The organism is Streptomyces glaucescens, assembly GCF_000761215.1.
GTDB lineage: Bacteria > Actinomycetota > Actinomycetes > Streptomycetales > Streptomycetaceae > Streptomyces > Streptomyces glaucescens_B.
This window is the reverse complement of the sequence record NZ_CP009438.1, coordinates 2714550-2728570: the sequence shown is the minus strand read 5'-3', so window position 1 is coordinate 2728570 and position 14021 is coordinate 2714550. Positions and strand designations below refer to the sequence as shown.

7 protein-coding genes are annotated in these 14021 nt (G+C 73.8%); all 7 read left to right on the top strand.

Annotation, left to right across the window (positions count from 1 at the left end):
- The first annotated feature begins 92 nt into the window (after positions 1-92).
- The gene (gene mrdA / locus SGLAU_RS11730; RefSeq protein ID WP_043500845.1) at positions 93-2399 is read left to right on the top strand and encodes a penicillin-binding protein 2; all 2307 of its coding nucleotides are present in this window, start codon (positions 93-95) and stop codon (positions 2397-2399) included.
- Entirely contained in the window at positions 2396-3595 is a 1200-nt protein-coding gene (gene rodA, locus SGLAU_RS11725; RefSeq protein ID WP_043500843.1) for a rod shape-determining protein RodA, read from the top strand. Before mrdA ends, rodA begins: the two co-directional genes overlap by 4 nt.
- 65 nt (positions 3596-3660) lie before the next feature.
- Positions 3661-5163, top strand: a complete 1503-nt coding sequence (locus SGLAU_RS11720; RefSeq protein ID WP_043500841.1) for a CYTH and CHAD domain-containing protein — start codon at positions 3661-3663, stop codon at positions 5161-5163.
- A gap of 83 nt (positions 5164-5246) precedes the next feature.
- A complete protein-coding gene (locus SGLAU_RS11715) occupies positions 5247-7172 on the top strand; it encodes a TIGR03960 family B12-binding radical SAM protein (RefSeq protein ID WP_043500840.1) in 1926 nt (641 codons plus the stop codon).
- 78 nt (positions 7173-7250) lie between these two features.
- On the top strand, positions 7251-8282 hold the full coding sequence (locus tag SGLAU_RS11710) for a hypothetical protein (RefSeq protein ID WP_043500838.1): 1032 nt from the start codon (positions 7251-7253) through the stop codon (positions 8280-8282).
- Positions 8283-8328: 46 nt separating this feature from the next.
- A complete protein-coding gene (locus tag SGLAU_RS11705) occupies positions 8329-9126 on the top strand; it encodes a TIGR03936 family radical SAM-associated protein (protein ID WP_043500836.1) in 798 nt (265 codons plus the stop codon).
- Positions 9127-9372: 246 nt separating this feature from the next.
- Entirely contained in the window at positions 9373-13764 is a 4392-nt protein-coding gene (locus tag SGLAU_RS11700; RefSeq protein WP_043500835.1) for an Rne/Rng family ribonuclease, read from the top strand.
- Positions 13765-14021 lie beyond the last annotated feature (257 nt).

The window sequence follows — 14021 nt, the reverse complement described above, 5'->3', positions numbered from 1 at the left end:
TGCGCGGGGAACCGCAGCTCACAGCACCTTCGTTCGTCACTCGTACCCGCCAGCACCGACCCGTCCGCGCACTGAGAGGGGGAGCAGCCGCAGTGACCAACATCCCCGAGACCGGACGGACGCCCCGCGTCCAGATCCGGCTCATCGTCATCCAGGTCCTCGTCCTCTCCCTGCTCGGCACCCTCGGCGGCCGGCTCTGGTACCTCCAGATCCGCCAGGGCGCGGAGTACGCCAAGGAGGCCTCCGGCAACCACGTCCAGCAGGTCGTCCAGCCCGCCGTGCGCGGGTCCATCCTGGACGCCCGCGGCGTGCCCCTCGCCGACAACGAGACCCGGCTGGTCGTCTCCGCCTCGCGCACCGAGCTGATGAAGATGAAGGACGACGGGGAAGCCGTCCTCACCAAGCTCGCGGGCGTGCTCGGGATGACGCCCAAGGAGGTGAAGGAGAAGGTCCGGCTCTGCGACGCCGAGACCCCCCAGCCCTGCTGGAACGGCTCGCCGTACCAGCCGATCCCCATCACCGACGAGGCCACCCCCCGCCAGGCCCTGCAGATCCGCGAGCGCGCCGAGGACTTCCCCGGCATCACCGCCGAACCGCAGGCCGTGCGCCGCTACCCGAGCCCCGGCAAGGCCAACACCGCACAGGTGCTCGGCTACCTCTCCCCGGTCACCGACGAGGAGATCCAGCAGGCCCAGGACACCGACTCGCCGTTCCTGCGCTCCGACCAGGTCGGCCGCTCCGGGCTGGAGAGGCAGTACGACAAGGCGCTGCGCGGCAAGGCCGGCGTCACCCGCTACGAGGTCGACAACCTCGGGCGGGTCATCGGCCAGGCCGAGTCCGACGCCGCCCAGCCCGGCTCCAACCTCGTCACCAGCATCGACGCCCGCGTCCAGCGCGTCGCGGAGTACGAGCTGAACGAGGCCATGAAGGAGGCCCGCAAGGCCTGGGACCGCAACACCCAGGAGCGCTACAAGGCCGACGCCGGAGCCGTCGTGGTGATGGAGGCGAGGACCGGCCGGATCGTCGCCATGGCCTCCAACCCGACCTACGACCCCAACGCCTGGGTCGGCGGCATCTCCGCCAAGGACTACCGCAAGCTCACCGGCAAGTCCTCCAACTACCCCCTGCTCAACCGGGCCATACAGGGCCAGGCCGCCCCCGGCTCCATCTTCAAGGTGGTCTCCACGGCCGCCGCGGTGCAGGCGGGCTACGACTTCGACGGCCGCTACGAGTGCTCCAGCGCCTACTCGGTCGGCGGCCAGGTCTTCAAGAACTTCGAGTCGCAGAACCACGGCGCGATCGACCTCGGCCGCGCCCTGGAGGTCTCCTGCGACACCGTCTACTACCGCCTCGCGCACAACGAGTGGAAGAAGGACGGCGGCATCGCCCCCAAGGGCAAGCCCGACGACTGGTTCTACAAGGCCGCCCACCAGTTCGGCCTCGGCAAGGAGACCGGCATCGACCTGCCCAACGAGGTCACCGGCCGGGTCCCGGACCGCGAGTGGAAGCAGCGCTACTGGGAGGCCAACAAGGACGCCTGGTGCCGCACCGGGAAGAAGGACGGCGACTACGTCGAGCGGATCTCCTACGAGAACTGCCTCGAAGGCAACAAGATGCGCGCCGGTGACGAGATCAACTACTCCATCGGCCAGGGCGACACCCTCGTGACGCCGATCCAGATGGCCACCATCTACGCCGCCATCTCCAACGGCGGCACCCTCTACACCCCGACCGTCGGCAAGGCCGTCGTCAGCCCCGACGGCAAGGAGGTCACGGAGATCGAGCCGAAGGCGCACGGCAGGCTCCCGGTGAGCCGGCAGACCCTCGCCCAGATGGACGAGGCCCTGGCCGGCGTCGCCACCCGGGGCACCGCCGCCTGGCGGTTCGGCGGCTGGCCGCAGGACGAGATCCCGATGCACGCCAAGACCGGCACCGCCGAGGTCTACGGCAAGCAGACCACCTCCTGGTTCGCCACCTACACCGACGACTACGCGATCGTGATGACCATCTCCCAGGGCGGTACGGGCTCCGGCGCCTCCGGCCCCGCCGTCCGCAACATCTACGACGCGCTGTACGGCGTCTCCGACGACGGCACCATCGACCCGAAGAACGCCCTGCTGCCCCGCCCGCAGAAGGACCTCCCGAAGATCCAGCCCGACGGCTCCATCACCGCGCCCAAGCTCCCCAAGGACGTGGCGAAGGAGCAGCAGGCCAAGCAGAAGGCCCCCGAGGGCGCGGCGCAGCAGCAGCAGGCCGCGGCGGCGACCGTGCCCTCACCGGAGACCGGCAACCGCCAGACCCGCCGGCGCACCCGGGCCGGGCGCCGCGGAAGAAGCCGCCACCAGGACGGGAGCCGTCGCGTGAGCCGTCGTCAGGGAAGCCGGAGGGCCCAGTCATGACCGGCGTCAACAGCTTCCAGGTCTCCGGGTACGGCCCCGAGCGCGCCGGGTGGACGCGGCTGTTCGCCCGGGACGGCATGGCCCGCCGCCTCGACTGGCCGATACTGCTGGCGGCCCTCGCGCTGTCCCTGATCGGCTCCGTCCTGGTGTTCTCGGCGACCCGCAACCGCACCGACATCAACCAGGGCGACCCGTACTTCTTCTTCTTCCGGCACCTGCTGAACACCGGCATCGGCTTCGCCCTGATGGCCGGCACCGTCTGGCTCGGCCACCGCACCCTGCGCACCGCCGTGCCGATCCTCTACGGCGCCTCCGTCTTCCTGATCCTCATGGTGCTCACCCCGCTGGGCTCCACCGTCAACGGCGCCCACTCCTGGATCGTCATCGGCGGCGGCTTCTCGCTCCAGCCCTCGGAGTTCGTGAAGGTCACGATCATCCTGGGCATGGCGATGCTGCTGGCCGCCCGGGTGGACGCGGGCGACAAGCAGTACCCGGACCACCGCACCGTCCTCCAGGCCCTGGGCCTGGCCGCCGTGCCCGCCGCGATCGTGCTGCTCATGCCCGACCTCGGCTCGGTCATGGTGATGGTGGTGATCGTGCTGGGCGTACTGCTCGCCTCCGGCGCCTCCAACCGCTGGATCTTCGGGCTGATCGGCACGGGCACCGTCGGGGCGCTCGCCGTGTGGCAGCTCGGCATCCTGGACGAGTACCAGATCAACCGCTTCGCCGCCTTCGCCAACCCCGAGCTGGACCCGGCCGGCGTCGGCTACAACACCAACCAGGCCCGCATCGCCATCGGCTCCGGCGGGCTGACCGGCTCCGGGCTGTTCCAGGGCTCGCAGACCACCGGACAGTTCGTGCCCGAGCAGCAGACCGACTTCGTCTTCACCGTGGCGGGGGAGGAGCTGGGCTTCGTCGGCGGCGGACTCATCATCGTGCTGCTCGGCGTGGTGCTGTGGCGGGCCTGCCGGATCGCCCGGGAGACCAGCGACCTGTACGGCACGATCGTGGCCGCCGGGATCGTGGCCTGGTTCGCCTTCCAGGCCTTCGAGAACATCGGCATGACCCTCGGCATCATGCCGGTCACCGGTCTGCCGCTGCCGTTCGTGTCGTACGGCGGATCGTCCATGTTCGCCGTGTGGGTGGCGGTCGGGCTGCTGCAGTCGATCCGGGTGCAGCGGCCGCTGTCGGCGTGAGGCGCCCACGGCGCGGCCACCCGGGCGCCCTGCCGTGTTCCCGCCGCTCCCACTAGATTCGGTCCATGGCGGATACCAAGCGTGAGATCGAGCGCAAGTACACGTCCGACGGCAGCGGGCTGCCCGACCTGAGCGGCGTCGCCGGTGTCGCGTCCGTCCTCGACCAGGGCGTCGCCGACCTCGACGCCACCTACTACGACACCGCCGACGAGCGGCTGGCGGCGGCCTCGATCACCCTGCGCCGCCGCACCGGCGGGGCCGACGCCGGGTGGCACCTCAAGCTCCCGGTCGCCGACGGGGAGCGCGACGAGATCCGGGAGCCGCTGTCCGAGCACGTGCCGTCCACGCTGGGCGCCCTCGTCCGCTCCCGGGTGCGCGACGCCGAGCTGGCGCCCGTGATGCGCCTGCGCTCGACGCGTGACGTGCGCCACCTGGTCGACGCCCGGGGGAAGCTGCTCGCCGAGGTCAGCGTGGACCTCGTGCGGGCCGAGCGGCTCAGCGGCGGCGGCGGACGGGCCGAGTGGACCGAGATCGAGGTGGAGCTGGCCGACGGCGGTGACCCGGCGTTCCTCGACGAGGTCGACGAGCAACTGCGCGAGGCCGGAGTGCGCCCCGCCGCGTTCCCGTCGAAGCTGGCCCGCGCACTGTCCGAGACCGGCGGGAAGCGCCCGGCCCGCGGGGCCGGCCGGGCCGAGCCGGTCACCGCCGGCGACCACGTGCTGGCCTACGTGCGGGCACAGCGCGACGCGGTGGTCGAGCTGGATCCGGCCGTGCGCCGGGACCTGGAGGACTCGGTGCACCGCATGCGGGTCGCGACCCGGCGGATGCGCAGCGCGCTCCGGGCGTACCGCTCGGTTCTCGACCGGGCCGTCACCGACCCGGTCCGCGCCGAGCTCAAGTGGCTGGCGGGCGAGCTGGGGGCGAGCCGGGACCACGAGGTGCTGGCCGAACGGCTCGGCGCCGCCGTGGACGAACTGCCGCCGCACCTGGTCGTGGGGCCGGTCCGCGACCGGCTGCGCGCCTGGTCGCAGGCGCGCGACGCGCGGGCGCGACGACGGATCACCGACGTGCTGAACGGCCGCCGCTACCTCGCGCTGCTGACCTCGCTGGACGCCCTGCTCGCCGATCCGCCGCTGCGGGCGGCGGCGGCCGCCAAGCCGTCGAAGGTCTTCCCGAAGGCCGTGGACAAGGCGAACGGCAAGGTGGCCGAACTGGTCGAGCGGGCCCTGGACACGCCGCCCGGACCGGACCGCGACCTGGCGCTGCACGAGGCGCGCAAGAAGGCCAAGCGGGCGAGGTACGCGGCGGAGGTGGCGGCTCCCGCGCTCGGCACACCGGCCTCGAAGCCGCTGAAGGCCATGAAGGAGCTGCAGAAACTGCTCGGGGAACACCAGGACGGCGTGATGAGCCGGGCGGCGCTTCAGGAGCTGGCCCAAGAGGCGCACGAGGCCGGGGAGAACTCCTTCACCTACGGTGTGCTCCACGCCAGGGAGGAGCAGCGGGCGGCCCGGACGCAGCAGGCCCTCCCGAAGGCGTGGGCGCGGGCCCGGCGCGGGGCCTCCGGCTGAGGCGTGCGGGGCACCGCGCGCGGCGCGTTAGGCTTGATGGTCACCCCTGCCAGCACCGTCAGCTCACGAATGGTAATCCCGCGATGTCTGTCGACTCGGTCTTCCCGCAGCTCGAAGCCCTGCTCCCGCATGTGCAGAAGCCGATTCAGTACGTCGGCGGAGAGCTCAACTCCACGGTCAAGCCGTGGGAGTCCTGTGACGTCCGCTGGGCGCTCATGTACCCGGACGCGTACGAGGTGGGCCTTCCCAACCAGGGCGTCCAGATCCTCTACGAGGTGCTGAACGAGCAGGACGGGGTCCTCGCCGAGCGCACCTACAGCGTGTGGCCGGACCTGGAGGCGCTGATGCGGGAGCACGGCGTCCCGCAGTTCACCGTGGACAGCCACCGGCCGGTCAAGGCCTTCGACGTCCTCGGCGTCAGCTTCTCCACCGAACTGGGCTACACCAACCTGCTGACCGCGCTCGACCTGGCCGGCATCCCGCTGGAGGCGAAGGACCGCGGCCTCGACGACCCGATCGTGCTGGCCGGCGGGCACGCGGCGTTCAACCCGGAGCCGATCGCCGACTTCCTCGACGCGGCGGTCATCGGCGACGGCGAGCAGGCCGTCCTCGACATGACGAGGATCATCCGCGAGTGGAAGGCGGAGGGCCGCCCCGGCGGCCGCGAGGAGGTGCTGCTGCGCCTGGCGAAGACCGGCGCGGTGTACATCCCCGGCTTCTATGACGTGGAGTACCTGCCGGACGGCCGCATCGCCCGGGTCGTACCGAACCGCAGCGGCGTGCCGTGGCGGGTGTCCAAGCACACCGTCATGGACCTCGACGAGTGGCCCTACCCCAAGCAGCCGCTCGTCCCGCTCGCGGAGACCGTCCACGAGCGGATGTCCGTCGAGATCTTCCGCGGCTGCACCCGCGGCTGCCGCTTCTGCCAGGCCGGCATGATCACCCGCCCGGTGCGCGAGCGGTCCATCACCGGCATCGGCGACATGGTCGAGAAGGGCCTGAAGGCGACCGGCTTCGAGGAGGTCGGCCTGCTCTCGCTGTCGTCCGCCGACCACAGCGAGATCGGCGACATCGCCAAGGGCCTGGCGGACCGCTACGAGGAGGACAAGATCGGCCTGTCCCTCCCGTCGACCCGTGTGGACGCCTTCAACATCGACCTGGCCAACGAGCTGACCCGCAACGGCCGCCGCTCGGGCCTGACCTTCGCCCCCGAGGGCGGCTCCGAGCGCATCCGCAAGGTCATCAACAAGATGGTCTCGGAGGACGACCTGATCCGGACCGTCGCCACGGCCTACGGCAACGGCTGGCGGCAGGTGAAGCTGTACTTCATGTGCGGCCTGCCCACCGAGACCGACGAGGACGTCCTCCAGATCGCCGACATGGCCACCAAGGTCATCGCCAAGGGCCGCGAGGTGTCGAAGTCCAACGACATCCGCTGCACGGTGTCGATCGGCGGTTTCGTCCCCAAGCCCCACACCCCCTTCCAGTGGGCCCCGCAGCTGTCCGCCGAGGAGACGGACGCCCGCCTGGAGAAGCTGCGCGACAAGATCCGCGGCGACAAGAAGTACGGGCGCTCCATCGGCTTCCGCTACCACGACGGCAAGCCCGGCATCGTCGAGGGCCTGCTCTCCCGCGGCGACCGCCGCATCGGCGCCGTCATCCGCGCGGTCTACGAGGACGGCGGCCGCTTCGACGGCTGGCGCGAGCACTTCTCCTACGACCGCTGGATGCAGTGCGCCGAGAAGGCCCTCGCCCCCTACGGCGTGGACGTCGACTGGTACACCACCCGCGAGCGCACCTACGAGGAGGTCCTGCCCTGGGACCACCTCGACTCGGGCCTCGACAAGGACTGGCTCTGGGAGGACTGGCAGGACGCCCTCGACGAGACCGAGGTCGAGGACTGCCGCTGGACCCCGTGCTTCGACTGTGGCGTCTGCCCCGCCATGGACACCCAGATCCAGATCGGTCCGACGGGCAAGAAACTGCTGCCGCTGACGGTCGTGAAGTAGCCGCACCGGCGCGTAACACGTTGGTGACGTGAGGGCCCCCGCCGCAACGGCGGGGGCCCTCGGCGTGTCCTGAACGGTATGGATCTGGAAAAGCCGCAAGCCGGTCACCGGAAGGTCCCGGAGGGCCCGGAGTCCCGGGCGCACGGCCGGGAGCCCGAGGGGTGTCTCGTCGTCGCGATCCGGCTGCCCGTGCGGATCGTCGCGCTGGTCGTCGTGCTGCCCGTGCGGATGGTGTGGGACGCGCTGGTCGTCGTCGGGCGGATGCTGCGGGACACCGTCCTGCGGCCGTTCGGGAAGGCGCTGGCGTGGCTCGGGAAGGTGCTGTTCGTCCGGCCGCTCGGGGCGCTGTGGCGGTGGGTGCTGGTGCCGGTCGGGCGGGGGCTCGGCCGGCTGGTGGAGTGGCTGGTCGTGGTTCCCGCGGTCTGGCTGTACCGGCGCGTGCTGACCCCGGTCGGGCACGGGATCGCCTGGCTCGCGCGGGGCTTGCGGGCCGCGCTGGCCTGGGTCCACCAGCGGCTGCTCACCCCGGTCGGGCACGGGCTCCGGTGGCTGATGCGCCGGCTGGTCGTCGTGCCCGCGGTGTGGGTGTACCGGTGGGTGCTCGCGCCGGCCGGGCGGGCCGTCGCCTGGACGGTGTACTGGGCCGGCCGGGTGCTGTTCGTGCTGCCGGTGCTCGCCCTGTGGCGGTGGGTCCTGGTGCCCGCCGGGCGGGTCCTCGCGGTCGTCGGACGCGAGGTGCGGACCGCCCTCGGGCACGCCTGGCGGGTCGCCGGCCACCTCTCGCTCGCCGTGGGGCGGTTCCTCGGCGCCCTCTTCCGGTGGATCTTCGTCGAGCCGGTGCGCTGGGTCTACCGCAGCGTGCTCACGCCGGTCGGGCACGTGGTGCGCGACGCCGTGCTGCGGCCCCTCACGCAGGCGGCACGCGCCGTGGGCCGGTCCGGCCGGCAGGCGCTGACGGCGGCGCGGGAGAGCCTGCGGCAGGCCCGGTACGACGTCCGGCGGGCACTGTTCGGAGCGCCCCGGGAACGGGCCGCGGTGGACCGGCGGGAACCCGCGGCCCGCGGGGCACGTACTCTTGGTAGGAGTACGACCGCTCTCACGAAGGACTAGGACACTGGGCAAGCGACAGCCCGAAGGCCCGCCGCCCGCACCCGCGGTGCAGCGCATCAGACTGCGCTACACCAAGCGCGGCCGCCTGAGGTTCACCAGCCACCGCGACTTCCAGCGCGCCTTCGAGCGTGCGCTGCGCCGCGCCGACGTACCCATGGCGTACTCGGCCGGATTCACGCCGCACCCCAAGGTGTCGTACGCCAATGCCGCACCCACCGGCACGGGCAGCGAGGCGGAGTATCTGGAGATCGCGCTCACCCAGCCGCGCGACCCCCGGCGGCTGAGGGAACTGCTCGACGCGTCGCTGCCCCCCGGGCTCGACATCGTCGACGCGGTCGAGGCACGGACGTCCGGTCTCGCCGACCGGCTGACGGCTTCCGTCTGGGAGCTGCGGCTGGACGGAGTCGAGCCGGCCGACGCGGCCCGCGCGGTGGCGGCGTTCAACGCGGCCGAGGCGGTCGAGGTGCAGCGTCTGACCAAGAACGGGATGCGCACCTTCGACGCGCGCCCGGCCGTCGCGAGCCTGGAGAGCCTCGACGGTGCGGAAACGCACAGTTCACCGGCTGATAGGCCGACCGACCAGCCCTGTGCGATACTGCGGCTGGTTGTTCGGCACGTGACGCCTGCCGTACGACCCGACGACGTCCTGTCCGGTCTCCGCGCCGTGGCCGACCTGGCGCCGCCGGTCCCCGCAGCGGTGACCAGGCTGGCGCAGGGGCTGTTCGATGAAGAGACCGGCACGGTGACCGACCCGCTCGCGCCCGACCGCGAGGCAGCGGAGGCCCTCTCGAAGGCCGCTCCGGCTGCCGCCGCGACGGCGCCGACGCCGGAAGGTTCCGCGTAGGGACGGACGTCGTAGCGCCGCCCTCGTACTCGGGAGCCACCTGGGTCGGGCAGCGCACCGACCAGAAGACTTTCGCCAGGCCGTGCGCATTCGGCGTACGGAACCGGCGAGACAGGACACAGAGAGCTCCCGTGCGGCGCCCGCGCCCCGGACGGCGGCAGTCGCGCATCGCGCGAGCCGCGGACGTCACCGGCACACCGCCGGACCAGGTGCGGCGCCCGGGAGCCTGACGGGAGAAACGCCCGCATGCTCGAACCGACCGAACCCGTCGAGGGTTCCGAACCCGACAACACTCCCAGCGACACCCTGCCGCCGCGCCGCCGGCGCCGTGCCGCGTCCCGCCCGGCGGGCCCGCCCGCCGCGTCCTCCGACGCCCCGGTGGAGACCGTCACGCCGGCCATACCGGCCGCCGAGCCGGCCGACCTCGCGTCCACCGACGCCGAGGAGACCGAGGACACCGAGGCGGCCGCCGAAGCCGCCGGGGCGGCTTCGCAGCCCGTCGCCGCCGAGGAGGCGGCCCCGGCCGCTCCCGCCCGCCCGCGCCGGCGGGCGACCCGCCGGGTGTCCGCGCCCGCCGGGTCCCCGTCCGGTGCGGAGCCCGTCGAGACCGTGGTGCCCGCGGCCGCCGCTCCGGCCGAGCCGGAGGCGCTCGCCGCGGCGGAGCCGGAGCCTGCCGCCGCCGAGGCGGAGGAGGCCGCGCCGCGGCGCACCCGCCGCCGTGCCACCCGCCGCGTGTCGGCGCCCGCGGAGGCCGCCGAGGCCGCGGAGACGGTGGTGACGCCCGCCGGCGCCGCCGCGGAGGCCGACGGACAGGCCGTGACCGCCGAGAAGGCGGACGAGCCCGCACGGGCCGAGGAGCCCGCCGCTCCCGCCGCACGCACCCGCCGGCGTGCCACCCGCCGCGCCTCCGCGCCCGCCGGTGCTCCGGCCGCCGCCGAGGCCGTCGAGATCGTCGAGCCCGCGCCGCCGGTGAGCACCGAGCCGGAGACCGCCGCCGAGACGGCGGCCGCCGCCGTGGAGACCCCCGCCGAGACCGCGGAAGCGCCCGCCGAGGAGGCCGCGCCGCGGCGCACCCGCCGGCGTGCCACCCGCCGGGTGTCCGCGCCCGCCGAGGCGCCCGCGGAGGCCGCCGCCACCGAGGCGCCCGCCGAGGAGAAGGCCGTGGCGGAGCAGCCCGCCGAGGCCGCGCCCGCCGCCGAGGAGCAGCCCGCCGAGGCCGCGCCCGCCGCCGAGCCGAAGGCCGCCAAGAGGTCTCGGGCCCAGGCGCCCCGGGCCGAGGAGCCCGCCGCCGAGCAGCCGGACGACACCGCCGCCCCGCGCCGTCGCCGGCGCGTCGTGCGCAAGGCCGCCACCGGGTTCACCGCGCCCGCGCAGCCCGCCGCCGCCGAGCCGCCGCAGCGCCCCGCGCGTCCCGCCATGGCCGTCTTCCAGCCGCCGGTGTTCACCGAGCCGCGGTTCCAGACGCCGGAGCGGGCCGCCGCCGAGGCCGCCGCCGGCGCGGCGGAGGAGGCCGAGGAGACGCCCGAGACCGGCGAGATCATCGGTGTCGAGGAGTTCACCGCCGAGCAGTCCGGCTCGCGGCGCCGTCGCCGCCGCCGGGGCGCCGCGGCCGAGGAGACCGAGACGCAGCCCGTCGAGGCCCCCGTCGAGGCCCCCGCCGAGGAGGACGAGACCGAGGACGAGACCGCCGGGGACTCCGTCGACGGCGAGGAGACCGAGGAAGGCGGCTCGCGTCGCCGCCGCCGTCGCGGTGGCCGTCGTCGCCGCCGGGGCGAGTCCGCCGACGGCGAGGCCGGTGAGTACGGCGAGGGCGAGACCGACGAGGTCGCCGCCGCACAGGCCGCGCAGGACGCCGAGGACACCGCCGAGCAGGTGGAGGAGGACGCCGAGGACGCGGAGGGCGAGTCCGCCGAGTCCGACCACGGCCGCGACGAGGCCGGCGGTTCCACCGTGGGCAGCCGTCGTCGCCGCCGTCGCCGCCGCCGCGCCGGGGACGTCGCCGTGGACACCGAGCCCGGCGAGGGCGACCCGGAGCGCACGGTCGTCAAGGTGCGCGAGCCGCGCAAGCCCGCCGAGCGCGAGCCGTCCGACGAGGTGCAGTCCATCAAGGGCTCGACGCGTCTGGAGGCGAAGAAGCAGCGCCGCCGCGAGGGCCGCGAGCAGGGCCGCCGCCGCGTCCCGATCATCACCGAGGCCGAGTTCCTGGCCCGCCGGGAGGCCGTCGAGCGCGTGATGGTCGTGCGCCAGCACGGCGACCGTACGCAGATCGGCGTCCTGGAGGACGGCGTGCTCGTCGAGCACTACGTCAACAAGGAGCAGTCGACCTCGTACGTCGGCAACGTCTACCTCGGCAAGGTGCAGAACGTGCTGCCGTCGATGGAGGCCGCCTTCATCGACATCGGCAAGGGCCGCAACGCCGTGCTGTACGCCGGTGAGGTCAACTTCGAGGCGCTGGGCATGGCCAACGGCCCGCGCCGCATCGAGTCCGCCCTGAAGTCCGGCCAGTCGGTGCTCGTCCAGGTCACCAAGGACCCGATCGGCCACAAGGGCGCGCGTCTCACCAGCCAGGTCTCCCTCCCCGGCCGCTACCTCGTGTACGTGCCCGAGGGCTCCATGACCGGCATCAGCCGCAAGCTGCCCGACACCGAGCGGGCCCGGCTGAAGACCATCCTCAAGAAGATCGTCCCCGAGGACGCGGGCGTCATCGTGCGCACCGCCGCCGAGGGCGCGAGCGAGGACGAGCTGCGCCGGGACGTCGAGCGGCTCCAGGCGCAGTGGGAGGAGATCCAGAAGAAGGCGAAGAGCGGCAACGCCCCGACGCTGCTCTACGGCGAGCCGGACATGACCGTCCGGGTCGTGCGCGACATCTTCAACGAGGACTTCTCCAAGGTCATCGTCAGCGGCGACGACGCGTGGTCCACCATCCACGGGTACGTCTCGCACGTGGCGCCGGACCTCGCCGGGCGGCTCCAGCGGTGGACCAGCGAGGTCGACGTCTTCGCCACGTACCGGATCGACGAGCAGCTCGCCAAGGCGCTGGACCGCAAGGTCTGGCTGCCCAGCGGCGGTTCGCTGGTGATCGACCGGACCGAGGCGATGGTCGTCATCGACGTCAACACCGGCAAGTTCACCGGCCAGGGCGGCAACCTGGAGGAGACGGTCACCAGGAACAACCTGGAGGCGGCCGAGGAGATCGTGCGTCAGCTGCGGCTGCGCGACCTCGGCGGCATCATCGTGATCGACTTCATCGACATGGTGCTGGAGTCCAACCGGGACCTGGTGCTGCGCCGGCTGCTGGAGTGCCTGGGCCGGGACCGTACGAAGCACCAGGTCGCCGAGGTGACCTCGCTGGGCCTGGTCCAGATGACCCGCAAGCGGGTCGGTCAGGGCCTGCTGGAGTCGTTCTCCGAGACCTGCGTCCACTGCAACGGCCGCGGTGTCATCGTCCACATGGAGCAGCCGTCCGCCGCCGGCGGCGGCGGCGGTGGCAAGCGCAAGAAGCGCGCCCGCGCCGGTGGTGCCGAGCAGCCGCACGAGCACGAGGCGGCCGCCGTCACCGAGCCCGTCGAGACGGCGGAGCAGGAGGCGGAGGCCGAGTCCGAGACGGTGGCCGAGGTCGCGGCGGAGACCGCCGCGCCGGTCGCGCTGCCCGCGCCGGACTTCGCACCGGACGAGGAGCTGTACAGCAGCGTCGCCGAGGCCGAGGCCGCGGCGACGCGCCGGGGCCGCCGCCGGGCGAGCCGCCGGGCGTCCGCTCCGGCGGGCACGCCGAAGGCGGGGACCGCGGCGGCACCCACGGCCCAGGACGTGACCGTCGAGGAGGAGTCCGCGCGTCCGGTGCAGCCGGAGTCGGCCGCCGAGGCGCACGCCGAGCCGGTTGCCGTCGAGGATCCGGTCGTCGAGGCGGCTCCCGCCGCGGAGGCGCCCGCCGCCGAGCCGCCGGCCGTCCCCGAGGCGCCCGTCGAGGAGGCCGCGCCCAAGGGCCGTACGCGCCGTCGGGCCACCCGCCGGGTGTCCGCCCCGGCCGGGGCGGCCGCCGCGGAGGAGGCGGCCGTGGTGACCGTCCCGGAGCCCGCTGCGGAGCCCGCGCCCGCCACCGGGGCCGTTCCGGCCGAACCGGCGGTCGCGGCCGTCGCCGAGCCCGCCGCCGAGGCGCCGGCCGAGGCACCCGCCGAGTCCGCCGCGCCGGCCCGTCCGCGCCGGCGGGCGGTGCGCAAGGCCACCGCGCCGACGGCGTCCGAGGAGGCGGCCGTCGTGGTCGTCCCGGCCGCTCCGGCCGAGCCGTCGGTCGCCGAGCGCGCCGCGCAGGAGGCCGAGCAGGCGCTGACGCAGGCCCGGGAGGCCGCCGCGGAGGCCGCGGCGGACACCGGCTCCGCCGAGGTGACCGAGGCCGCTCCGGCGAAGAAGACGGCCCGCAAGACGGCCAAGAAGGCGACGGCGAAGAAGGCCGCCACCAAGTCGGCCGCGGCCAAGAAGACCGCCGCGGCGAAGACGACGACGGCCAAGAAGACCGCCGCCAAGAAGACGACGGCCAAGAAGGCGGCGACGAAGTCGGCCGCCAAGAAGGCCACGTCGAAGAAGACGGCGGCGGCCGAGCAGCAGGCGGCGCCGTCCGTCTCCGCCACGACGGAGGACTGACGGGCCGAGGCCCGACCGGCCGACAGGAGCGCGGGGCACCGGAGACCGTCCGGGGCCCCGCGCTCCGGCGTCCCCGCCCCGGGCGCCGCCTGCGCCCGGCAGGCGGTGGCCCGTACGCCGTGCCCGCACACGCCGGTTGCCCGTCGGCGCCCGCGGACCCGGCGGCCAGGGGAAACGGCGTGCGTGTGACGCGGCGACCGGTGGGAGCCTGAGCAGCCACGGGGCCCGGTTTGACCCCTCGACCCCGGCCCCGTAAC

Bases quoted from the DNA above. Each gene is read 5' to 3' on its own strand.
- SGLAU_RS11700 (WP_043500835.1), top strand. From the start codon at position 9,373: ATGCTCGAACCGACCGAACCCGTCGAGGGTTCCGAACCCGACAACACT.
- rodA (WP_043500843.1), top strand. From the start codon at position 2,396: ATGACCGGCGTCAACAGCTTCCAGGTCTCCGGGTACGGCCCCGAGCGC.
- SGLAU_RS11715 (WP_043500840.1), top strand. From the start codon at position 5,247: ATGTCTGTCGACTCGGTCTTCCCGCAGCTCGAAGCCCTGCTCCCGCAT.
- SGLAU_RS11720 (WP_043500841.1), top strand. From the start codon at position 3,661: ATGGCGGATACCAAGCGTGAGATCGAGCGCAAGTACACGTCCGACGGC.
- SGLAU_RS11710 (WP_043500838.1), top strand. From the start codon at position 7,251: ATGGATCTGGAAAAGCCGCAAGCCGGTCACCGGAAGGTCCCGGAGGGC.